This window comes from Acidovorax sp. SUPP950, from assembly GCF_030158935.1.
Classification (GTDB): Bacteria; Pseudomonadota; Gammaproteobacteria; order Burkholderiales; family Burkholderiaceae_C; genus Paracidovorax.
The window spans coordinates 109,244-129,857 of the sequence record NZ_BQXE01000005.1 but is presented as its reverse complement, the minus strand read 5'-3'; the positions used below and the strand labels follow the sequence as shown (position 1 = coordinate 129,857).

Below are 20,614 nucleotides of genomic sequence, written 5' to 3'. Positions count from 1 at the left end.
CGGAACGCTGCGTCATCCGGTTGCGCTCCAACCCGCGGGACCCATGCCTTTTCAAGCGGCCTGCGTGGTGGCGCTGGCCGAAGTCCCAGGCAATGGGTGGCGCACCACGCTTTGCACCCGATTGCGAAACGTCACCTGCACGGCCCGAAAAAGACATTGAGCACGGTCCTGCTGCCGTTACCAGTAAAGCGCGGTGTATTCGTTGCCGACCGCCTCCGTCCCCTCATGGGACAGCAGCCGGTAGCCCCGTCCATAAGCCGCCTGGACGCGCAGCTGGCAACCGGCCTCTCGCAGTTTGGTGCGCAGCTTGTAGATGTGCTGCTCCAGGGTGCGTTTGTTGGACTCGACCGAGCGCCCCCACACCTTGGCGATGATCGTAGGCAAGGACACCACCTGGTTGGGCTTGGAAAACAGCAGGCAGGCCAGTTCACATTCGCGGTGCGTGAGGCCCACTGTCTTGTCTCCATGAACGAGGCAAAGCCTGGCGGGGTCGAGCCGGCAGCCGTCGACATCGATCGGGTGGGCGGCCTGGAACGCCTGGGCTTCCATGTGGCCGCGCAGCCGGGTCTTGAGTTCGTCATGCCCGACGCGGGAAAGGCTGATGTAGTCCACCGCACCACAGGCCAGGGCCACGCCGAAGCCGGCGTGCAACTCTGCCCCCACCACCACGACGGGAACCTGATCGGAGACGCAGGTTTTGATCAGTCCCAGATCTTCCGCCAAAGTGCCTCCGCAGTCTTCAAGGATCACGGCATCAAAGGCCTGCTGTCTCACTTGCATGCGAAAAGCCGCAATGCTGACGTGCAGCATGGCTTGAATTCCGCCACGGGAAAGCAGGTCCACCAGGAACTGGTTCACCGTCGATCGACGCGAAAGAAGAGCAATGTTCATGGAATCCCTCGACGCAAATTTATATCGACAAATGGCGGCGCATCACGCTGCCCCCTTGGCCTGTTCAGCTGGACCGTGGGTGCCAAAAAAGCGCCATCCGGTTGCTACACATAGTCACAGATTTTGCAATTTTTTCCCAACCTTCCGCGGAACAGAATCAGCGAAATATTCTCTGCAGTATGCCCTTTCGATAGGTCAATTGCTTATAGGCAATAACTATTCGACGCCATAGCAGTCCCTTATCAGTCTCCGGTCCAGGCTTTGTGCGCTCAATTGGCTGGCGCAGCAGTCCCTGTTTTTTTACTGGCCGTTCTGGATTCGCCTCGCTCCCCTCTCTCGCTGCAAATCCCGTCCTCGACGGCCTGATTTCACTCTAAGCACCTCGCATGAACGACGAAGCAGCCCTTCATGAAAAACCGATGACTTGCCGATGAACATTGGATGAACAGGGGAGCGGATGTGCTGCCAATAGCTTCAGGCAACGCGTGCAAAGGTATCCGAAGGCACTCACCATAAAACGTGGCAATTAGCAAAAGTTGAGGATTGAACGTAAGGAAGTTGAGCATTGCCCGGACGCCCGTTCCTAGCATTGACTGGTCATCAATCAAAGGCGCGGCAACACCGCGAAGACCCATGCTGCTCACACTTCTGTCGTTGACCTGCCAGCGCGCCCAAGCCCAGGCGCCAGAGCTTTCCAATCTCATTCACGCCATGCGCGTCAAGGACGCGGCGGGCATCGGCCGCCGGCGCCTGGAGCGCAATGGCCGCGATACGGGCACGCCGCAGGAAGGCGCGCTGCTCGGGCGCAGCCTGCTGCTGGTTGGCATGGAAGAGGCCGCCAGCGAAGTGTTCCACCAGCAGCTCAAGGCCTATGACCAGGTATCGCGCAGCAACGTGCGCTGGCAGTCGGCACTGGACCAGGCCTGGCTCTTTCATCATCTGAACAAGCCCGCCCGTGCCGTGGCCTGCTGGTCGATCGTGGCCAGCGACCACGAAGCCCCGCTCGAATTGCGTGTGGAAGGCCATTGCGGCAAGGCGCTGTCGATGCAGGCCCTGGGCCAGCATGCCGAAGCCTTGGCCACCGCACGCCAGGCGGAAGCGCTCTGCCAGTCAGCTCCCGCAGCCATGCTGGAGCCGCACGCCAGGGCGATCCGCCTGGAGGTGCTGGCCCGGGTGCACCTGCTGCGCCATGAAGAACTGACAGACCATGCGCTGTCGGAGTCCGCCATGGCACTGGCACGCGATCTGCCGACCGAGGCAGAGATGGTGGCCGAACTGGCGGCGCTCGAGTCAAGCCCCCACGCGCCCGAACTGCTGCGGGCCCGCCTGGCTTACCTGCGCTGCGGCTTGCTGGGACACCACCCTGCCAGCCGGCAAGAGGCGGTGGCGAGCTTCGTGCGCTGGCTGCGCGAACACGAACTGGCGGGCCTGGAATCGCAAGTGCGGGTGGAAGCCTGCCTCGCGCTGCTGACCGACAAGGCGGCCACGGGTGCCCGCGATGTGATCCAGCCGCTGGCCAGCGTCGAACGCGAGGTCGATCGGCACCCTTACGCGTCGGACATCCAATACTGCCTGTCCAAGATCCACATGGAAGAAGGGCGGCTGGGCGAGTCACTGCGCCAGTACAAGCGCCACGTGGCCCAGGCCATGCGCGTGGTGCACAACACGGTGCTGGCGCGCATGAACAGCGCCGCGTCCACCCTGCCCTCCCAGGCCCAGGACACGACCGGCTTGCGCCTGCCGCCCCGCTACCGCGCGGCCTACCGCTACATCGTCGAGCACCTGCACGACGCCAACCTTTCGGTGCGTGAAATCGCAGGTCGCCTGGGGGTCACCGAACGCGCCCTGCAACTGGCGTTCCGCAACCACCTGGGCATGACGCCTGCCGAGTTGATCCGGACCGAGCGCGTGAAGCGCATCGAGGACGAACTGCGCGAGATGAGCGAAACCGGCGGACGGGCCCACATGCTGGACGTCGCGTCACGCTGGGGCATCTGCAACCGGTCCACGCTGGCCAACGCCTTCAAGCTGTCCGCCGGGCGTCCCGCCGATGCGCACTGATATCACGGCTGGCGGGACGCGACAGCCGCCCGCCGCCCTGCCGTCACTTCACGGAGGTCTTGGCGCCTTGCTCGACCAGCCGCGCGAACTCTTCATGTTCGTAGGCGATGTAGGTCTCCATCATGCTGCGGTAGATGGCCTCGATCACCTCGGGCTGGCCGCCTTCGGCCAGCGCACGCTCGCGCACCCGGCGCACGATGAATTCGATGCGGCCTTCATCCCGCACCTGGGACTCGCGCTGCTTGTTCAATGCGGCCTGGGTCATGTAGCCGCCGCGCTCCACCAGCAACGGCACCAGGATGTCGTCCAGCGCGTCGATGCGCGCACGCACCTGCGCCATGCTGCTGCAGCGCTCCACCTTGTCGATCGCCCGGGTCATCATTCGAGTCCTTCCTCAACCAGTTCGGCAGCGCGCAGCAGAGCGCGGGCCTTGTGTTCCGTTTCCTTCCACTCCAGCTCGGGCACCGAGTCGGCCACGACGCCGGCCGCGGCCTGAACATAGAGCGTTCCGTCCTTCACGATGCCGGTGCGGATGGCAATGGCCACATCCATGTCCCCGGCGTAGCTGAGATAGCCGCACGCCCCGCCATACAGGCCACGCTTGACGGGCTCCAGCTGGTCGATCAGCTCCATCGCATGCACCTTGGGCGCGCCGGTGAGCGTGCCTGCCGGAAACGTGGCCTTCAGCACATCCATGTTGGTCATGCCGTCATTGAGCAGGCCCTCGACGTTGCTCACGATGTGCATCACGTGGCTGTAGCGCTCCACGGCGAACGCCTCCGTCACCTTCACCGAGCCCGTCTTGGCGATGCGCCCGATGTCGTTGCGCGCAAGGTCGATCAGCATCACGTGCTCCGCGCGCTCCTTGGGGTCGTTGACCAGTTCGATTTCCGTGGCCTTGTCATGCTCGGGCGTGTTGCCGCGCGGGCGCGTTCCGGCCAAAGGCCGGATCGTGACCTTCTGGCCTTGCGGGGTGCTCTCTTGCCGCACCAGGATCTCCGGCGACGCCGAGACGATGTGGAAGTCGCCCATGTGGTAGTAAAACATGTAGGGCGAGGGGTTCAGCGACCGCAGCGCGCGGTACAGGGAGAGCGGCGATTCGGTGTAGCGCTTGTGGATGCGCTGGCCCACCTGCACCTGCATGAAGTCGCCCGCGGCGATCAGTTCCTTGGCACGGTCCACCGCCGCCAGGTAATCGGCCTTGGCAAAGTCGCGCTGGGGAGGATGGCTCTCCGTCGGTTTGACGACCGGCGCGGCCACCGAATACTTGAGCTGGTCCTTCAAACCCCGCAGGCGTTGCTTGCCCCTGGAATACGCCTCGGGCTGGCCCGGGTCCGCGTAGACGATGAGGTACAGCTTGCCCGAGAGGTTGTCGATGACCGCCAGTTCCTCGCACTGCAGCAGCAGGATGTCGGGCATGCCCATCGTGTCGGGCGGGCAACTCGCTTCGAGCTTCTTTTCGACGTAACGCACCGCGTCATAGCCGAAGTACCCCGCCAGGCCGCCGCAGAACCGCGGCAGGCCGGGGCGCAGCGCCACCTTGAAACGCTTCTGGTATGCCTCGATGAAATCCAGCGGATTGCCGGCGGCGGTCTCGACCACCTGCCCATCGGTGACCACCTCGGTCTTGGCGTCGGCCCCGAAGCCGCTGGCCCTCAGCAAGGTGCGCGCCGGCAGGCCAATGAAGCTGTAGCGGCCGAACCGCTCGCCCCCCACGACCGATTCGAGCAGGAAACTGTATTTGCCGCCGTCCTTGCTGTAGGCCAGCTTCAGGTACAGCGACAGCGGCGTCTCCAGGTCGGCGAAGGCCTCCGCGATGAGCGGAATGCGGTTGTAGCCTTCGCTGGCCAGGCTTTTGAATTCAAGTTCTGTAATCACGGGAATTTCCCAGTCGGGCAGCGCCAGCACAAGGACGTGGGGCGCCGCAGTTCATTGCGTTCGGCCCGTCAGGGCCACGGGTGCAGCTGGGATTGCCCCAGGTGCCATCAGGCGTTCGATGCGGCTGGCTTGCGCCAGGGCCAGGCTCCCCGGTCGCTGCAACCTGTGATGAACACGTGGTGAATGAACATGGGGAGAAAGTGTAGCAAAGCGCCTGCGCCCGCCCGCCGCGGCCGGCGAACCAGGGGCCTTGCCGCAATCCTTGCTGAAAACCCTGTTGTGCGCGCCCGGACACACGGCAACAATCAGAAACGAACGATCGTTCTTTTTTTGGGAGTTGCCATGATGTTTCTGCAGCGGTGGCTGGCAGCCACCCTCGCCGGCCTTCTTGTGACCATGGGGGCCGCCTGGGCCCAGGTCGTGACCGTCGCCGATGTGAAGTACGCCACCGCCCTGCCACTGCAAGGCAGCCCCTTGCTGCTCAATGGCGCGGGCATCCGCTACAAGGCCGTGTTCAAGGTGTACACGGCGGGCCTGTACCTGGAGCGCAAGGCGGGCACGCCGCAGGAAGTGGCCGCCCTGCGCGGTCCCAAGCGGCTGTCGATCACCATGCTGCGCGACATCGAATCGGCCGAGCTGGGCAAGCTGTTTTCGCGCGGCATGGAAGACAACATGGACAAGGCCTCGTTCTCCCGCCTGGTGCCCGGCGTGCTGCGCATGAGCGAGATCTTTTCCCAGCACAAGAAGCTCTCGGCCGGCGACACCTTCACCGTGGACTGGCTGCCCGGCACGGGCACCGTGATCAGCGTCAAGGGCGTGGCGCAGGGCGAGCCGTTCCGCGAGCCCGAATTCTTCGACGCCCTGATGGGCATCTGGCTGGGCGAGCGGCCGGCGGACTGGAAGCTCAAGGACGCCCTGCTGGGCAAGGCGGGCGGCTGACCCAGGTGTCCGCGGCCCTCCGGCTGGCGGCGCACGGGCATCCGGCCCCCGCTTTTCCTGCCCCGCAAACCAATGCTATTAATTTTATAGCTGGATGCCCTAGTACATATTGCGCCAGAGCATGATTCGACCGCTTTGAAGAAAACCGCGATGCCGGCACGACACCTGAATTCCAGGAATTTTTTCACCCGCCTGTAACCCGCGGCGCATTCCGCCCGAACTACTGGACGAGGCCCGATCGCCGGGCCCTCTTTCAGGAGCATTCATGGCGGCATCCGCGAAACCACAGCCCATCCACCCCTTGTGGATACGCATCAGCCACTGGCTGAACGCCCTGGCGGTGCTGATCCTCATCGCCAGCGGTTGGCGCATCTACAACGCGGCGCCGTTTTTCCCTTTCACGCTGCCCAACGCGCTGACCCTCGGCGGCTGGCTCGGAGGTGCACTGCAGTGGCATTTCGCCGCCATGTGGCTGCTGGCGGCCAACGGCCTGTTCTATCTGGCGATGAACCTCGCCAGCGGCCGGCTGGCCCGCAGGTTCTTTCCGGTCTGGCCGCGCGCCGTGCTGCGCGATGCCATGGACGCCCTGCGCGGAAAGCTCGCCCACACGGATGCGCGCCAGTACAACAGCGTGCAGCGGCTGGCCTATCTGTTCGTGATGCTGGACCTTCTCGTCCTGGTGCTGTCCGGGCTCGTGCTGTTCAAGTCCGTGCAGTTCCCCGTCTTGCGGGAATGGCTGGGGGGCTACGAGTTCTCGCGCCGCATCCATTTCGTGGCCATGGGGCTGCTGGTCGGGTTCATTGCCCTGCACGGTGTGATGGTGGCGCTGGTGCCGCGCACGCTGCTCACCATGCTGAGCGCCGGTCGCCAAGGGAGTGCGGCATGAACCTCTTCAGATGCCGGAGCTTGTCCAATGCCGATGCGGACCTGGCCGTGGCCGACGCGCGCAAGCTCCTGGAGCGCCGCATGGCGCCCGCCGCGCGCCGCCATTTCCTGCGCGGCAGCCTGACGCTGGGCGGACTGTCCCTGCTGGCCGGCTGCAGCATCAGCGACAACGAGGATGTGGAAGCCATGCTCCAGCGCATCTCGCGCTGGAACGACCGGGCCCAGGGATGGCTGTTCGACTCCGGCCGGTTGGCACCCACCTATCCCGAATCCATGATCGTCCGGCCGTTTCCCTTCAATGCGTACTACGGCGAAGACGAAGTCCGGATCGTGAAAGAGGAAGGCTACCGGCTCGAAGTGGCCGGCCTGGTGGCCGAAAAACGCCCCTGGACCCTTGCGGCGCTGCGCGCCCTCGCGCAGCAGGAGCAGGTCACCCGCCACATCTGCGTGGAGGGCTGGAGCGCCATCGGAAAGTGGGGCGGCGTGCCTTTCGGCGATTTTCTGCGGCGCATCGGCGCCGACCTGAGCGCGAAGTACATCGGCTTCGCATGTGCCGACGACTATCACACCAGCATCGACATGGCGACCGCGCTGCATCCGCAGACGCTGCTCGCGCTGACCTGCGACGGCGAGCCATTGCCACCGAAATACGGCTTTCCGCTGAAGCTGCGCATACCGACCAAGCTGGGCTACAAAAACCCGAAACACGTCATGGCGATGTCCGTGACCAACACCTATCCAGGCGGCTACTGGGAAGACCAGGGCTACAACTGGTTCGGCGGCAGCTGAGCGATCGGGCTCGGCGCCGCAGACGGCGCGGCCGTGCCCGATTCCCGGGCGCGGCGCAATTTTTCTCTTCCCTCTGCAAAAGGACTTTCGACATGAACCAGCTCACGACCGCACTGCTCGCCGCCTGCCTGACCGCGGCCTCCGTCTCCGCCATGGCGGCGGACGACATGATGAAAAAGGACCCCATGGCCAAGGACGCGATGGCCAAGGATGGCACGCCGAAAGACGCCATGAAACACGACGGCATGAAGAAGGATGCAATGAAGAAAGACGGCATGAAGCACGACGCCATGGCCAAGGATTCCATGGGAAAGGACGCGATGAAGAAGGATGAGATGAAGAAGGACGAGATGAAGAAATAAGCCACGGCATGCCTGCACGCAACGGGTCCATGCAGGCCGTCAGCGCAGGCCGTGTCCCACGCCATCGCGCGATGCGCGCGAGTGGCGCCGATGCCGTGTACCCTGAGGCGGCCATGGCACCCCCACCGCCTCGAGATATTGCGCACCTCCAGACCGAACAGCGCCTGCGAAGCCTGATGCTCGCCGGGCTGGAGGGCGATGCGGCGGCGTACCGGCAATTCCTGCAGCAAATGGCAACCCGCCTGCGGTCCTTCTACCGCCGGCGGCTGTCCGGTTGGCCCGACGACGTGGAGGACCTTGTGCAAGACACCCTGCTGGCCCTGCACAACCAGCGCCATACCTACCAGCACACCGAGCCGCTCACGGCCTGGGTGCACGCCATCGCGCGCTACAAGACCATCGATCTGCTGCGCGCGCGCCAGGCGCGCGAAGCGCTGCACGACCCTCTGGACGACGATGCCACCGGCCTCTTCGATCACACCGAGGACACGGCCGCCGAGGCCCGGCGCGATCTCGGGCGACTGCTCGCCACCCTGCCCGACCGCCAGCGCCTGCCCATCGAGCAGGTCAAGCTGCATGGCCGGTCGGTCTCCGACGTGGCCCAGGAAACCGGCATGACGGAATCCGCCGTGAAAATCGGCATCCACCGGGGCCTGAAGGCGCTGGCGAGCCGCATCGCGTCTTCGTCCCCACCCACGGCGAAGCCAAAGGCCTTCCCATGAAAACCGACGATCTGATCCATCTATTGGCCGCCGACACGGTGCCGGTCCCTCGCCATGCCGCAGCGAAGCGCCTGGCGCTCGGCCTTCTCCTGTCGGTGCCGGTTTCGGGCTGGCTGATGGGGTATGGGCTCGGGCTCAATCCAGCGCTCGGCCAGTACGCCACCCTGCCCATGTTCTGGGTGAAATTCGGCGCTCCGCTGCTGATGGCACTGGCCGCGTTGCCGCTGGTCGCCCGGCTCGGGAAGCCGGGCTCTGCCACCCGCCTCGCATGGCTGGGCTGGGCCACCCCGATCGGCCTGGTATGGGCCCTGGGGCTGATGGCGGTGTGGCAGGCCCCCGCGGCACAACTGCCGGAGCTGGTGCTCAGCCGCACCTGGCGCGTGTGCGCGGAAAATATCGCGATGCTGTCGCTGCCGGTGTTCCTGGCCGCGATCTGGGTGCTGCGGGGCATGGCGCCCGTCCGCCCGGCCTGGGCCGGCGCAGGGGCCGGCGCCCTGGGCGGCGCGGCCGGCGCCACGGTCTATGCGCTGCACTGCCCGGAGCTGGCCGCACCTTTCATTGCCATCTGGTACGTTCTGGGCATGTCGCTGCCGGTGGCCGCTGGTGCCGTGCTGGGGCCTCGGCTGCTGCGCTGGTAGCGGGCCATCGCCCCGCCGCTGCAGGGCGCGTCAGGGGCCGGGCCGCAGCGCCTCCAGCGAATCGACATAGCCGTCGGCATCCACCTCGCGCACGGGTTGCCCGTGGTTGTAGCCATACGTCACCAGCACCACGGGGCAGCCGGCGGCGCGGGCCGCCCGGGCATCGTTGCTGGAGTCGCCGATCATCAGCGTGCGCGCGGGCACGGTGCCCAGCGCCTCGCAGGTCCGGAGCAACGGCATCGGGTCGGGCTTCATGCGCTCGAAGGCATCGCCGCCGAACACCTTCTCGAAGAAGCCGTCCAGCCCTTTGGCCTCCAGCAGCGCAACGGCGAACGCCGTGGGCTTGTTGGTCAGGCAGGCCAGGCGCACGCCTTGCCGCCGCAGCGCCTGCAGTCCGGTGACCACGCCAGGGTACAGCGCGGCGAACTGGCCGTTGACGGCGGCGTAATGGCGCTGGTAGCTTTCCCAGGCCTGGGGATAGATTGCTTCTGTTTTGATAGCAATACGCCCTAGTGAATCATGCGCCAGAACGTGATTGAGCACCGAATGAATCAGGTGCTGCGAGCCCTTGCCCACCATGCGTTCGATGTCGGGCGCCGCGATGCCGGGCAGCCCCAGCTCGCGCAGCATGCGGTTGATCGCCTCGGAAAAATCGCCGAGCGTGTCCACCATGGTGCCGTCCAGGTCCACGATCGCGGCATCGGCTTGTGCGGGGGGCAGCGGAATCCAGTCTGAAAAGGGGGCAGATTGCATCGTCATGGCCATGAAAACAGGCGTGCAGTGAATGAAGGCGGGGTGGCGCCGTGGCGGTCCTGGTGGGGGGAGAACGTCTTCAACCCTGCGGAAAACCCACCGCCTGCGTCCCACGCCGCTTCGGCCGCACGACCACCGTGCCCGCCAGCTTATCGTGCCAGCCTCGCTTGCGGCTGTCGAACGCCACCCACAGCAGGCCCAGACCCAACGGAATCGCGGAGGCGAAATACGCCACGTAGCGGCCCACGGACTGCCCGGGGGTCATCGGCTTGCCGGTGGCGGCATCCACCACGCGGGCGCCGATGGCTATCTTGCCCGGCGTGGCCTGCCGGCTCAGCCAGAACAGCACCACGGCCACGGCCGGAAGCACCCAGGAGATGACGAAATCCGCAGGCCCCAAGACCAGGCGCTCGGATTCGAAATACGCCCAGCCATAGAACGCCACCAGCAGCGGCACCGTCACGACGATCAGCAGCAGGGTGTCGATCAGCGTCGCGCCCACGCGCGCCCAGAAGCCGACATATTCGAGATCGGGAAAGCCGCCGGGATCGTTCATGAAAGCATTGTCCTTGTGAAGCACGCTTGCAACCCCAAGGGTCGAGGCACCCTGGATTCTGGCAGCGATCACCGGCCTGTGGGGCGATTCAAACGCCGGCCGGCCTGGCCGCCCGGCGCCGCGTGGGGGCCTTCGCCACCGTCAGTTCCGCCCAGACGGGGGCGTGGTCGCTGGCGTTGGCCTTGCCGCGCTCGTCCCGGTCCACGCCGGCATCCGCCACGCGGAGCATGCGGCTCACCAGGATGTGATCGATGCGCAGTCCCGCATCGCGCTCCCAGCGCCGGCGCCGGTAGTCCCAGAAGGTGAACGGCACGTCCTTCGGGTGCACCCTGGCGATGGCATCCGTCCACCCCTGGGCCAACAGGTCGGCATAGGCCTGCCGGGGCGCCGGCTGCAACAGGGCGTTGTCCGCCCATGTGTCGGGCCGGTAGATGTCCGCATCCGTCGGCACGACGTTCCAGTCGCCCATCAGCACCACGGGATGGCCAGACGCCCAGAGCGCCTGGGCGCGGCGGTTCAGCCGCTCGAACCAACGCAGCTTGGCGTCGAATCGGGGGCCGGGTTGCGGGTTGCCGTTGGGCAGGTACAGGCAGGCATAGAGCACGCCGTGGATGGCCGCTTCGAGGTAGCGGGCTTCCTTGTCGGCGGGATCGCCCGGCAGCGCGGTCAACACGGGCAGGGGATCGTGCCCGCGGCCGAGCAGCGCCACGCCATTCCAGGTTCGCTGGCCAACGGCCACGCTGCGGTAGCCCGCCGCGCTCAGCGCCTCGTCGGGGAACTGCGCCGTGGGACATTTGAGTTCCTGCAGCGCGACCACATCGGGCCGCGTGCGCTGCAGCCAGTCGACCAGCCGGTCGATCCGCTTGTTGACGTTGTTGATGTTCCACGTGGCGACGCGCATGGCGTCACCGGCCTGGACACGCTGCCGAATCGCTCACGCCGCTTTTCTTTCCGGTGCGCTCTTCCTGGCGGCGGCGCTTTTGGCACCGGCCTTCCTGGCAGGCGCCTTGGCCGCCGTCTTGCCGGCCGTTTTGCCCGCCCCCTTGCGCGCAGGCGCGGATCCACCCTTGAGGCTGCGCTTGAGCAGGGCCGTGAGGTCGATCACTTCGCCGGTCTGCGGCGCTTCTTCCTCCGGGTCCATCACCGTGTGGCCTTCGCCCGCCTTCGCCTTCTTGTCCACGAGCTTCATGACCTGGATGCGGAACTCGTCCTTGAAGTCGGCGGGGTCCCATTTTCCGGACATCTCCTCGACCAGCTGCTTGGCCATCTTGAGTTCCGCGGCGCTCACACTCTTTTTGCCGGCAGCCGGCAGTTCGAGCGAGTCGAGCGTTTTGACCTCGTCGCCCCAGCGCAGCAGGTTCAGCACCAGCGCCGGTCCCGAAGGCACCAGCGCGGCCAGGTGCTGCTTCGTCGAAATGACGACCTTCGCGAGGCCAACCTTGCCCGTCGCGATGAGGGTTTCGCGCAGCAGCGCATAGACCTTGTCGCTCTTGTTGACGGGTGCCACGTAGTACGGCCGCTCCAGGAAGATGAACGGCATGTCGTTCGCATCGATGAAGCGCTCGATCTCGATGGTCTGCGTGGTCTTGGGGAACACCGCTTCGATCTCTTCCGGGCTGATGATGACGTACTTGCCGTCTTCGTACTGCACGCCTTTGACGATGTGGTCCTTGTCGATTTCCTTGCCGGTCTTCTTGTTGATGCGCTTGTAGCCCACCGGGTCCATGGACCGCTTGTCCAGCCAGTCGAAGTCCACGCCCTGCTCCGTCGCCGCCGTGTGCAGCCCGACAGGGATGTGGACCAGGCCGAAAGTGATGGCGCCCTTCCAGAGCGTGCGACTGCCAGTTGCCATGTGACTTTTCTCCGAAGGGGAAACCCGTGCGTCCCAGTCTGCGTCGATCGGTCTGCCACCCTTGTAGGCGGCCGCTTGCCGCATCGGTAGGCATTGCCTGCCAATCGGGTGGCGGCACGGCCTTGGTCCATCCCCCGCGATCCCCTATGCTGGAGTGATGCCGTCCCCCCTCCGCCCCATCGCCATCCATGTGCAAGAGCCGTCCCCCGGGGACTTCCGCTGGGTGCTGATGGAGCGCGAAGGCGGCGGTGCCTGGGCGGAGATGGAACGGTCCGCGTCGGCCACGGGCACCTACCACCAGGCCCTGGCCGATGGGCTTCGGGTGTTGCAAGCCATGATCGAAGACCTGGACATCGGCCCTCGCCTTGCCGTGAAGCGGGCCGCGAAAGGGGTGTCGCCATCGCACGATGCGCCCCAGACGGGGCGCCCACCAGCCGATCCCCCGGCCCCCTCCAAACCCTCCCTGTTCGGATTCGGCCCCGCCCGCTGAACCGCCGCGCGTGGCGGCTGGAGGAGGTGGTGCAGAATGCCCACCACGTCCCTACAGGCCCCACCGATGACCACGCTCCAACACCTCCTCGGCACCGAATTTCCCCTCATCCAGGCGCCCATGGTGGCGGTGTCGGGAAGCGCCATGGTGATCGCCGTGAGCGAAGCCGGGGGTTTGGGCTCCTTGCCTTGCGCCGGGCTCACGCCCGACCTGATCCGCCAGGAAGTCACGGCCATCCGCGCGGCCACCCGCCGGCCCTACAACGTCAACTTCTTCTGCCACACGCCGCCCCAGCCCGATCCGCAGCGGGAGGCGGCATGGCGTACGGCGCTGGCGCCCTATTACGCCGAATTCGGCCTTCGTTCGGAGGACATCCCCGCCGGTGCGGGACGCCATCCGTTCAACGCCGAGGTGGCCGGCCTGCTGGCGGAGTTCCGGCCGCCGGTGGTCAGCTTCCATTTCGGGCTGCCGCCGGACGACCTCCTGGCGCAGGTGAAAAGTTGGGGCTCCAAAGTCCTCGCGTCGGCCACCACGGTGGAAGAAGCGCTCTGGCTGCAGGCGCGGGGCGTGGACGCGGTCATCGCGCAGGGCCTGGAGGCCGGCGGGCACCGCGGGCACTTCCTGTCGCACGACCTGACGAAGCAATCCGGCACCTTCGCGCTGCTGCCCCAGATCGTCGGCGCCGTGCAGTGCCCGGTCATCGCGGCCGGGGGCATCGCGGACGCCCAGGGCGTGGCCGCGGCCATGGCGCTGGGGGCCTCGGGCGTGCAGGTCGGCACCGCCTACATGCTGGCCACCGAGGCCACCACCAGCGCAGTGCACCGCGCCGCATTGCAAAGCGACGCGGCGCGCCACACCGCCCTCACCCACCTGTTCACCGGCCGCCCTGCCCGCGGCATCATGAACCGCGTCATGCACGAACTGGGGCCACTGAACCCCGCAGCCCCGGAGTTCCCCCTCGCGACGGCCGCGCTGGCCCCGCTGCGCGCCAAGGCGGAAGCCTTGGGGCGCAGCGACTTTTCACCACTGTGGTCCGGACAGAACGCGAGCGGCTGCCGGGAGGCGTCCGCCGCCGACCTGACGCGCGCGTTGGCGAAGGGCCTGCGCTGAGCGGCCGACCGTTTCCAGATTCACCGGCCCCACCGCTTTGACATGAAAATTCCTGCACTGCCCTTCACGACGACGGACTGGTCGCTCATCGCACCCACCGAGCACCCTGGCGAGACCGGAACGGCCCTGTGGCGCACCCAGACCGTGGGCGACATTCGCATTCGCCGGGTCGACTATTCCGCCGGCTACCTGGCCGACCACTGGTGCGACCGGGGCCACATCCTGTTCGTGCTGGAAGGCACGCTGGAAACCGAATTGAAGGATGGTCGCCGTGTCACGCTCACGGCCGGCATGAGCTATCAGGTGTCCGACTTCGGCGATGCGGCCCACCGGTCGTCGACGGCCACGGGCGCGCAGCTCTTCATCGTGGATTGACGCCTGGGCCGCCCTGTGGCGGGCGAACGGCCCGCACGGCGGCTGCGCACCGTCCGACAGACGCTCCATCGGTGTACGCCTAGTCTGCAAACCTTGCCCCGGCCGGGCCTTCGCCCGGCTGCCAGGGGCGGTTCGCATACCAAAGGATCACCATGCCGATGTCTTCTCTTCGCCGCTTTTCCGCGCTCGCCGCGACCGCCCTGCTGGCCGCAGCCGCCGCCACCGCGCACGCCGCACCGGACGAATCCGCCCGGGCCCGCTACGAGCGCGACCGCCAGGCCTGCCTGAGCGGCAACACGCAGCAGTCCCAGGCCGTGTGCCTGCAGGAAGCGGGTGCGGCCCTGGAATCGTCGCGCACCGGCCAGTTGACCAATCCGGGCGCCCAGGCCGAGCAGAGCAATGCGGTGGACCGTTGCGCCGTGTTCAAGACGCCCGAAGAGCGTTCCGCCTGCCTGGACCGCGTGAAGGGCCCGAGTGCCGTGTCCGGCTCGCCCGCCGCGGGCGGCGTGCTGCGCGAGAGCACCACGACCACCATCGTGCCGCCGCCCCCAGCGCCACCAGCGCGCTGATCGATGTGAATGCAGGCCCAGACTGCGGCCGGCCCGCGTCAGGCCAGTTGCGTGCGCATGGCGCCGATCACGCCGGCGTAGTCGGGCTTGCCGAAGATCGCGCTGCCCGCCACGAAGGTGTCCGCGCCCGCATCCGCCACGCGGCGGATGTTGTCGGTCTTGATGCCGCCGTCCACTTCGAGGCGGATGTCCTTGCCGCAAGCGTCGATGCGCCGGCGCACGGCCTCGATCTTGCGCAGGGCGGAGTCGATGAAGCTCTGGCCGCCGAAGCCCGGGTTCACGCTCATGATGAGGATGAGGTCGATGTCGTCGATCACCCAGTCGAGCACGTCGAGCGGTTCGGCGGGGTTGAACACCAGGCCGGGCTTGGCGCCCTTGGCGCGGATGGCCTGCACGCTGCGGTGCACGTGGGCCGAGGCGTCGGGGTGAAAGCTGATGTAGTCGGCGCCGGCATCGGCGAAAGCGGCGGCCAGCGCATCCACGGGCTGGACCATCAGGTGCACGTCGATCGGCACGGGCTGGCCGTCCGGGGTCTTGGCGTGGGGCTTCAGCGCCTGGCAGATCATGGGCCCGAACGTCAGGTTGGGCACGTAGTGGTTGTCCATCACATCGAAGTGGATCCAGTCGGCGCCGGCGGCGATGACGTTCTTCACTTCGTCGCCCAGGCGGGCGAAATCGGCGGACAGGATCGAGGGGGCAATGCGGTAGGTGCGGCTCATCCCCCGATTGTCGCAGCAGCCCGCGGCGATCCAGAAGGCTTGCCCGCCGGCCCGGGTACCATTGCGCCCATGCCGAAGTACCAGTTCCAGGCCGAGGTGCAATCCCAGTACCTGCCCGAGCAATCCACGCCCGACGAGGGCTTTTATGGCTTCGCCTACACCATCACCATCACGAACACGGGCGACATCCCCGCCCAGTTGATCTCCCGCCACTGGGTCATCAGCGACGCGCGCGGCCACACCGAAGAGGTCAAGGGCCTGGGCGTCGTCGGGCAGCAGCCGCTGCTCAAGCCCGGGGAATCCTTTCAGTACACGAGCGGCTGCCGCCTGCGCACGGCCAGCGGCAGCATGCACGGCCGCTATTTCTGCGTGGCCGAGGACGGCGAGCCGTTCGAATGCCCCATTGCGCTGTTCGTGCTGGAAGCCGTGTCCGGCGACGCCTCGGGCGCCCCCCTGAACGGCAGAGTGCTGCATTGAAGCGCCACGCCAATGACCTGGGCCACCTGCTGGCCCAGCTGGATGCGGGCGCGCCGCTGGCGCAGCGCCACCTCTGGCTGATTGCGCTGCTGGACTGGGTGCGGGGCAACCGCCGCTCGGTCGAGGCCGCGGTCGGCCGCATGCAGCTGTTCGTGGAGGCCATCGAAAAGGACGATGCCGCGCGCCAGCGCCTGCAGGACTGGTGGAGCGCGCTCGTCGGCACGGTGGACATCACCACCTTGCTGGCCGACTTCGGCTTCGCGCCGCGCACGGCCCTCGCCAGCGAGGTGGCGGAGCGCCTGCGCTACAAGCTGCTGCCGGGCAGCCCGGAGACCATCGACGCGTCCGAGCTGTTCATGCTGGCGCTGCCCTACGATTTCGATGCGCTGTGGCTCGCGGCCCTGGACGAGGCCCTGCTCGTGCGGCTGCTGTCGGCCATGGCCCCGGCCGAGGCGCCGGGCGCCACCCGCTGGCAGCGCGCCCTGCTGGACGCCATCACCTATTGCGCGGGGCAGATCCTGTCCACCGGTTTCGCGCCCGAACTGCGCCTGCGCATGAGCGAAGCCGCGCGCGACGCGCAGCCGTTCCACGCCCTGATCCGCGACGTGGAGAGCGTGCGCGTCGAGGTGATGCACCAGTTGCGCACCACCGACCGGCTCGACGAATCCGTGCAGCGCCTGCGCGAGCGGCTCGATGCCTGCCGCGCCGCCGCGGCCACGGTGTATTCGCACTTCGAGGACAACGGCATTTCGGTGGGACTGGTGTTCCGGCTGCGGCAGCTGCGCGAGCGCATCCTGCGCGTGCGCGAGCTGCTGGACTGCCTGCTCTCGCCCACGCCCGCCCCCACCGCCGCCCGCCTGATGGCGCGGCTGGTCACCGTGGGCCGCGAACGGCGCAGCCTGCGCGCGCTGCTGGCGTCCAACTCGTCGCTGCTGGCGGCCAAGGTGGCCGAGCGCAGCGCCGAGACGGGCGAGCACTACATCACGCGCACCGGCGCCGAATACCGCGCCATGGTCGGCAAGGCCGCGGGCGGCGGCCTGGTGATGGCCTTCACCACCCTCATGAAGTTCGGCCTGGCGGCACTGGCGCTGTCGGCCTTCTGGGGCGGCTTCTGGGCGGGCGTGAACTATTCGGTGAGCTTCGTGCTGATCCTGCTGCTGCACTTCACGGTGGCCACCAAGCAGCCCGCGATGACCGCGCCGGCCATGGCGGCCAAGCTCAAGGACCTGCACTCCGACGAGGCCGTGGTGTCCTTCGTGGACGAGGTCACGCACCTGGTGCGGTCGCAGGTGGCCGCGGTGCTGGGCAACGTGCTCGTGGTGTTCCCGACCGTGATCGGCATCACGCTGCTGATCGCCAAGGGAACCGGGCAGACGGCCATCAGCACGGCCCAGGCCCACCACGTGCTGGAGTCGCTGCACCTGCTGGGGCCCTCGCTGCTGTTCGCGGCCTTCACCGGCGTGCTGCTGTTCGCCTCCAGCATCATCGCGGGCTGGGCGGAGAACTGGTTCGTGCTGCACCGCCTGGATTCGGCCGTGCAATACAACCCGCGCATCACCCGGCTGCTGGGCACGGCGCGCGCCGCGCGCTGGGCGCACTTCCTGCGCGAGAACCTGTCCGGCTTCGCCGCCAACATCTCGCTGGGCTTCATGCTGGGGCTGGTGCCGCCCATCGCCTCGTTCTTCGGGCTCGGGCTGGACGTGCGCCACGTCACGCTGTCGTCGGGCCAGCTGGGCGCGGCCAGCACGGCGCTGGGCCTGCCGGTGCTGCACATGCCGCAGTTCTGGTGGGCCGTGGCCACGATCCCGCTGCTGGGCGCGCTGAACGTGTCGGTGAGCTTCTACCTGGCCTTCCGGCTCGCTCTGCGCGCGCACAGCGTGACGGGGGTGGAGCGGGCCCGCGTCTATGCGGCCCTGCGCTCGCGGCTGCGGCGCGCGCCGATGGAGTTTTTCATGCCCGCCCGGCGCGCGGCCTGAGCCCTGTTAAAAGGTCTTTTCCGCCGCCCCGATACGCCCCGGAATGGAGGCCTCCGTCCTACAGGGTGGGGCCACCCCAGCGGGTAAATTCGGGCGACCCCGGGGTCGGGCCGCTGCGCGCCGAGGGGGCTTCGCGAAGGCCGACCCAACCCTGCAGGCCTGGCGCCTGCGCGAAGAGGACATACAAAGAATGGATGAAATCCTGAGCTTCTGGGCGCAATGGTTGCGCCCTTCGGCCGGGTTGCCCACCGTGCAATGGTCGCTGCTGCTCGCAGTGGCCGCGGTATCGGGCTACCTTTTCCAACGCCATATCGGCCTGCCCAAGGTGGTCGGCTACACCCTGGTCGGCACCATCGCCGGCCTGCTGGGCTTCACCGGCGCCGTGTGGCCGCTGCAGGGCATCAGCCTGTTCCTGCTGGAACTGGGCATCGCACTGGTGCTGTTCGAGGCGGGCGGGCGCATTCCGCTGCGCTGGTTCCGCCACAACCCGATGGTGCTGGTGCAGAGCATCGCCGAATCGGCCCTGACCTACTTCGCCGTGTACTACGTGCTGATGTGGCTGGACGTGCCCCAGCGCGCTGCCGGCCCGCTCGCCCTGGTGGCCCTGGCCGCCTCGCCCGCGGTGCTCAGCCGCGTGGTGGCCGACACGCGCGCCGCCGGCCCGGTGACCGACCGCGCCATGGTGCTGGCCACGCTCTCCACGCTGTACGCCCTGACGCTGGGCAGCGCCACGGCGGAGCTGATCAACCGCCCCGCCGCGCGCATCATGGACACCATCTACCCGGTCATGGTGGTGCTGGGCGTCTCGATCATTGTCGGCGCCGTGCTGGCCCTGGTGCTGCGCATGGCGCTGCGCTTCATGAGCCCCACGAGCGAGAACACTTCGTTCCTGCTGCTCACCCTCATCGCCGCCGGCACGGCCGTCGCGGCGCACATGGGCGGCTCCGCGCCGCTGGCCGCGCTCCTGGCCGGCATGCTGCTCAAGCAGCTCAATCCGCGCCCCTGGGCCTGGCCGCGCCAGATGGGCACGGCCTCGTCTTTGCTGACCATGCTGATGTTCGTGCTGGTCTCCACCGTGGCGGCGCAGGCCGACTGGAGCGGCCCGGTGGCCGGCGTCGTGCTGGCCCTGATCGTGGTGCGCCTGGCGGCCAAGGCCCTGGGCGTGGCGGTGGGCAACGTGGGCAGCGGCGCCAGCTGGCGCCAGGCCCTGTGGGTGGGCTGCGCGATGACGCCGATGTCGTCCATCGCGCTGCTGATCGCATCGCAGTTCGTGGTGGCCTCCGCCTCCACCGGCCAGCTGATCGCCCGCGTGGCGCTGCCGGCCATCCTGGTCATGGAAGTGCTCGGGGCCGTGATCGCCACCGTCGCCATCTACCGCGCGGGCGAGAGTTCGAAACCCTGGGCGCCGCTCTCGCGCGCCGCCAACGGAGACAACAGCCGTGAGTCTTGAAGCCTTCCACCATTCCGAGCCCCTGACGCTGGGCGTCGAGCTGGAGCTGCAGCTCGTCAACACGCACGACTACGACCTCGCGCCCTATGCCGAGGACATGCTGCGCCTCATGCACAAGACGCCGCTGCCCGGCAGCGTCGTGCCCGAGATGACCAACAGCATGATCGAGATCTCCACCGGCGTGTGCCACAGCAGCAGCGAGGTGCTGGGCCAGCTCACGCAGATCCGCGATGCGCTGGTCAAGAGCGCGGACAAGCTCAACATCGCCGTGGCCGGCGGCGGCACGCACCCGTTCCAGCAATGGCACGAGCGGCGCATCTACGACAAGCCGCGCTTTCGCGAGCTGTCGGAGCTGTACGGCTACCTGTCCAAGCAGTTCACGATCTTCGGGCAGCACGTGCACATCGGCTGCCCGGACGCCGACGCGGCGCTGCTGATGCTGCACCGCATGTCGCGCTACATCCCGCACTTCATCGCGCTGTCGGCCTCCAGCCCCTACGTGCAGGGGCAGGACACGGCGTTCGATTCCGCCCGGCTCAACTCGGTGTTCGCGTTCCCGCTGTCCGGCCGCGCGCCCATGGCGCTCACCTGGACGGACTTCGAGCACTACTTCGACAAGATGACGCGCACGGGCGTGGTCAAGAGCATGAAGGACTTCTACTGGGACATCCGCCCCAAGCCCGAGTTCGGCACCATCGAGATCCGGGTGTTCGACACGCCGCTCACCGTGGAGCGCGCCGCCGCGCTCGCCGGCTTCGTGCAGTCGCTGGGTGCGTGGTTCCTGGCCGAGCAGCCCTTCATGCCGACCGAGGACGACTACCTCGTCTACACCTACAACCGCTTCCAGGCCTGCCGCTTCGGCATGGATGCGGTCTATGTGGACCCGGCCACGGGCAGCCACATGCCGCTGCGCGACCACATCCTGCAGACGATCGACCACATCGCGCGGCACGCGGGTGTCACCGGGGCGTCGAGCGCGCTGCACATGCTGCGCAGCGAGGCCGACGCCGGCCAGAACGACGCGCGCTGGCTGCGCGAGCGCCAGCGCAACGAGCAGTTGCTGGGCGAGGTGAGCCGGCAGGCGGCGCAGCGCTTTCGGGGCGCGGTGTCCTGACGGGCCGA

At 67.3% G+C, this 20,614-nt stretch carries 23 protein-coding genes; 15 read left to right on the top strand and 8 right to left on the bottom strand.

The window, feature by feature from the left end:
* Positions 1–177 precede the first annotated feature (177 nt).
* Positions 178–891, bottom strand: a complete 714-nt coding sequence (locus tag AVME950_RS19175; protein ID WP_272565656.1) for a winged helix-turn-helix domain-containing protein — start codon at positions 889–891, stop codon at positions 178–180.
* Between the two features lie 633 nt (positions 892–1,524).
* On the opposite strand from AVME950_RS19175, the gene AVME950_RS19170 reads away from it, so the two are divergent.
* Positions 1,525–2,952: a helix-turn-helix domain-containing protein gene (locus tag AVME950_RS19170; RefSeq protein WP_284426252.1), complete on the top strand. Its 1,428-nt coding sequence runs from the start codon at positions 1,525–1,527 to the stop codon at positions 2,950–2,952.
* A 43-nt stretch (positions 2,953–2,995) separates the two neighbouring features.
* On the opposite strand, the gene AVME950_RS19165 is transcribed toward AVME950_RS19170, so the two are convergent.
* Entirely contained in the window at positions 2,996–3,331 is a 336-nt protein-coding gene (locus tag AVME950_RS19165; protein WP_284426251.1) for a chorismate mutase, read from the bottom strand.
* On the bottom strand, positions 3,331–4,830 hold the full coding sequence (gene trpE, locus AVME950_RS19160) for an anthranilate synthase component I (RefSeq protein WP_284431023.1): 1,500 nt from the start codon (positions 4,828–4,830) through the stop codon (positions 3,331–3,333). The genes AVME950_RS19165 and trpE overlap by 1 nt, the downstream gene beginning before the upstream one ends.
* A gap of 342 nt (positions 4,831–5,172) precedes the next feature.
* On the opposite strand from trpE, the gene AVME950_RS19155 reads away from it, so the two are divergent.
* From AVME950_RS19155 to AVME950_RS19130, 6 genes are all read left to right on the top strand, one after another.
* Positions 5,173–5,769, top strand: coding sequence for a chalcone isomerase family protein (locus tag AVME950_RS19155; protein WP_284426249.1), 597 nt, complete (start codon positions 5,173–5,175; stop codon positions 5,767–5,769).
* A gap of 265 nt (positions 5,770–6,034) precedes the next feature.
* Entirely contained in the window at positions 6,035–6,655 is a 621-nt protein-coding gene (locus AVME950_RS19150; protein WP_284426248.1) for a cytochrome b/b6 domain-containing protein, read from the top strand.
* Entirely contained in the window at positions 6,652–7,443 is a 792-nt protein-coding gene (locus AVME950_RS19145) for a molybdopterin-dependent oxidoreductase (protein WP_284431022.1), read from the top strand. Before AVME950_RS19150 ends, AVME950_RS19145 begins: the two co-directional genes overlap by 4 nt.
* A 92-nt stretch (positions 7,444–7,535) precedes the next feature.
* Complete coding sequence (locus tag AVME950_RS19140; protein WP_284431021.1) at positions 7,536–7,805, top strand: pentapeptide MXKDX repeat protein; 270 nt, start codon at positions 7,536–7,538, stop codon at positions 7,803–7,805.
* Between the two features lie 113 nt (positions 7,806–7,918).
* Positions 7,919–8,527: a sigma-70 family RNA polymerase sigma factor gene (locus tag AVME950_RS19135; protein ID WP_284431129.1), complete on the top strand. Its 609-nt coding sequence runs from the start codon at positions 7,919–7,921 to the stop codon at positions 8,525–8,527.
* Entirely contained in the window at positions 8,524–9,165 is a 642-nt protein-coding gene (locus AVME950_RS19130) for an NrsF family protein (RefSeq protein ID WP_284431020.1), read from the top strand. The genes AVME950_RS19135 and AVME950_RS19130 overlap by 4 nt, the downstream gene beginning before the upstream one ends.
* 30 nt (positions 9,166–9,195) lie before the next feature.
* On the opposite strand, the gene gph is transcribed toward AVME950_RS19130, so the two are convergent.
* The 4 genes from gph to ku form a co-directional block, all read right to left on the bottom strand.
* Positions 9,196–9,918: a phosphoglycolate phosphatase gene (gene gph / locus AVME950_RS19125; RefSeq protein ID WP_487088161.1), complete on the bottom strand. Its 723-nt coding sequence runs from the start codon at positions 9,916–9,918 to the stop codon at positions 9,196–9,198.
* Between the two features lie 79 nt (positions 9,919–9,997).
* On the bottom strand, positions 9,998–10,474 hold the full coding sequence (locus AVME950_RS19120; protein WP_284431018.1) for an RDD family protein: 477 nt from the start codon (positions 10,472–10,474) through the stop codon (positions 9,998–10,000).
* An 88-nt stretch (positions 10,475–10,562) separates the two neighbouring features.
* Positions 10,563–11,375 carry an exodeoxyribonuclease III gene (locus tag AVME950_RS19115; RefSeq protein ID WP_284431017.1) on the bottom strand — a complete coding sequence of 271 codons (813 nt, stop codon included), beginning with the start codon at positions 11,373–11,375 and terminating at the stop codon, positions 10,563–10,565.
* A 33-nt stretch (positions 11,376–11,408) separates the two neighbouring features.
* Positions 11,409–12,326 carry a non-homologous end joining protein Ku gene (gene ku, locus AVME950_RS19110; protein WP_284431016.1) on the bottom strand — a complete coding sequence of 306 codons (918 nt, stop codon included), beginning with the start codon at positions 12,324–12,326 and terminating at the stop codon, positions 11,409–11,411.
* Between the two features lie 157 nt (positions 12,327–12,483).
* Between ku and AVME950_RS19105 the strand changes: the two genes are divergently transcribed.
* The 4 genes from AVME950_RS19105 (at position 12,484) to AVME950_RS19090 (ending at position 14,870) form a co-directional block, all read left to right on the top strand.
* Positions 12,484–12,816 carry a hypothetical protein gene (locus AVME950_RS19105; protein ID WP_284431015.1) on the top strand — a complete coding sequence of 111 codons (333 nt, stop codon included), beginning with the start codon at positions 12,484–12,486 and terminating at the stop codon, positions 12,814–12,816.
* 66 nt (positions 12,817–12,882) lie between these two features.
* Positions 12,883–13,926 carry an NAD(P)H-dependent flavin oxidoreductase gene (locus AVME950_RS19100; protein WP_284431014.1) on the top strand — a complete coding sequence of 348 codons (1,044 nt, stop codon included), beginning with the start codon at positions 12,883–12,885 and terminating at the stop codon, positions 13,924–13,926.
* Positions 13,927–13,968: 42 nt separating this feature from the next.
* Positions 13,969–14,301 carry a DHCW motif cupin fold protein gene (locus AVME950_RS19095; protein ID WP_272565681.1) on the top strand — a complete coding sequence of 111 codons (333 nt, stop codon included), beginning with the start codon at positions 13,969–13,971 and terminating at the stop codon, positions 14,299–14,301.
* Between the two features lie 152 nt (positions 14,302–14,453).
* Entirely contained in the window at positions 14,454–14,870 is a 417-nt protein-coding gene (locus AVME950_RS19090; RefSeq protein ID WP_284431013.1) for a hypothetical protein, read from the top strand.
* 38 nt (positions 14,871–14,908) lie between these two features.
* Here the strand turns inward: AVME950_RS19090 and rpe are convergent, their stop codons facing one another.
* Positions 14,909–15,589 (bottom strand): ribulose-phosphate 3-epimerase, encoded by a 681-nt coding sequence (gene rpe, locus AVME950_RS19085; protein ID WP_092745201.1) that lies wholly within the window; start codon positions 15,587–15,589, stop codon positions 14,909–14,911.
* 69 nt (positions 15,590–15,658) lie between these two features.
* On the opposite strand from rpe, the gene apaG reads away from it, so the two are divergent.
* The 4 genes from apaG to AVME950_RS19065 all read left to right on the top strand — a co-directional run bounded on the left by apaG (position 15,659) and on the right by AVME950_RS19065 (position 20,606).
* Positions 15,659–16,066 carry a Co2+/Mg2+ efflux facilitator ApaG/CorD gene (gene apaG, locus AVME950_RS19080; protein WP_272565684.1) on the top strand — a complete coding sequence of 136 codons (408 nt, stop codon included), beginning with the start codon at positions 15,659–15,661 and terminating at the stop codon, positions 16,064–16,066.
* A complete protein-coding gene (gene tlpB / locus AVME950_RS19075; RefSeq protein WP_284431012.1) occupies positions 16,063–18,042 on the top strand; it encodes a transporter-like protein TlpB in 1,980 nt (659 codons plus the stop codon). Before apaG ends, tlpB begins: the two co-directional genes overlap by 4 nt.
* A gap of 190 nt (positions 18,043–18,232) precedes the next feature.
* Positions 18,233–19,492: a cation:proton antiporter gene (locus tag AVME950_RS19070; RefSeq protein ID WP_272565687.1), complete on the top strand. Its 1,260-nt coding sequence runs from the start codon at positions 18,233–18,235 to the stop codon at positions 19,490–19,492.
* Positions 19,482–20,606, top strand: coding sequence for a YbdK family carboxylate-amine ligase (locus AVME950_RS19065; RefSeq protein WP_284394324.1), 1,125 nt, complete (start codon positions 19,482–19,484; stop codon positions 20,604–20,606). Before AVME950_RS19070 ends, AVME950_RS19065 begins: the two co-directional genes overlap by 11 nt.
* Positions 20,607–20,614: the final 8 nt, after the last annotated feature.

Excerpts from the sequence above, each read along its gene's own strand:
- AVME950_RS19120 (WP_284431018.1), bottom strand. The coding sequence starts at position 10,474 with ATGAACGATCCCGGCGGCTTTCCCGATCTCGAATATGTCGGCTTCTGG.
- AVME950_RS19115 (WP_284431017.1), bottom strand. The coding sequence starts at position 11,375 with ATGCGCGTCGCCACGTGGAACATCAACAACGTCAACAAGCGGATCGAC.
- rpe (WP_092745201.1), bottom strand. The coding sequence starts at position 15,589 with ATGAGCCGCACCTACCGCATTGCCCCCTCGATCCTGTCCGCCGATTTC.
- AVME950_RS19070 (WP_272565687.1), top strand. The coding sequence starts at position 18,233 with ATGGATGAAATCCTGAGCTTCTGGGCGCAATGGTTGCGCCCTTCGGCC.
- AVME950_RS19150 (WP_284426248.1), top strand. The coding sequence starts at position 6,035 with ATGGCGGCATCCGCGAAACCACAGCCCATCCACCCCTTGTGGATACGC.
- AVME950_RS19130 (WP_284431020.1), top strand. The coding sequence starts at position 8,524 with ATGAAAACCGACGATCTGATCCATCTATTGGCCGCCGACACGGTGCCG.
- AVME950_RS19155 (WP_284426249.1), top strand. The coding sequence starts at position 5,173 with ATGATGTTTCTGCAGCGGTGGCTGGCAGCCACCCTCGCCGGCCTTCTT.
- ku (WP_284431016.1), bottom strand. The coding sequence starts at position 12,326 with ATGGCAACTGGCAGTCGCACGCTCTGGAAGGGCGCCATCACTTTCGGC.
- AVME950_RS19175 (WP_272565656.1), bottom strand. The coding sequence starts at position 891 with ATGAACATTGCTCTTCTTTCGCGTCGATCGACGGTGAACCAGTTCCTG.
- AVME950_RS19170 (WP_284426252.1), top strand. The coding sequence starts at position 1,525 with ATGCTGCTCACACTTCTGTCGTTGACCTGCCAGCGCGCCCAAGCCCAG.
- AVME950_RS19145 (WP_284431022.1), top strand. The coding sequence starts at position 6,652 with ATGAACCTCTTCAGATGCCGGAGCTTGTCCAATGCCGATGCGGACCTG.
- apaG (WP_272565684.1), top strand. The coding sequence starts at position 15,659 with ATGCCGAAGTACCAGTTCCAGGCCGAGGTGCAATCCCAGTACCTGCCC.
- AVME950_RS19165 (WP_284426251.1), bottom strand. The coding sequence starts at position 3,331 with ATGACCCGGGCGATCGACAAGGTGGAGCGCTGCAGCAGCATGGCGCAG.
- AVME950_RS19105 (WP_284431015.1), top strand. The coding sequence starts at position 12,484 with ATGCCGTCCCCCCTCCGCCCCATCGCCATCCATGTGCAAGAGCCGTCC.
- AVME950_RS19140 (WP_284431021.1), top strand. The coding sequence starts at position 7,536 with ATGAACCAGCTCACGACCGCACTGCTCGCCGCCTGCCTGACCGCGGCC.
- AVME950_RS19090 (WP_284431013.1), top strand. The coding sequence starts at position 14,454 with ATGCCGATGTCTTCTCTTCGCCGCTTTTCCGCGCTCGCCGCGACCGCC.
- AVME950_RS19100 (WP_284431014.1), top strand. The coding sequence starts at position 12,883 with ATGACCACGCTCCAACACCTCCTCGGCACCGAATTTCCCCTCATCCAG.
- AVME950_RS19095 (WP_272565681.1), top strand. The coding sequence starts at position 13,969 with ATGAAAATTCCTGCACTGCCCTTCACGACGACGGACTGGTCGCTCATC.
- AVME950_RS19135 (WP_284431129.1), top strand. The coding sequence starts at position 7,919 with ATGGCACCCCCACCGCCTCGAGATATTGCGCACCTCCAGACCGAACAG.
- gph (WP_487088161.1), bottom strand. The coding sequence starts at position 9,918 with ATGCAATCTGCCCCCTTTTCAGACTGGATTCCGCTGCCCCCCGCACAA.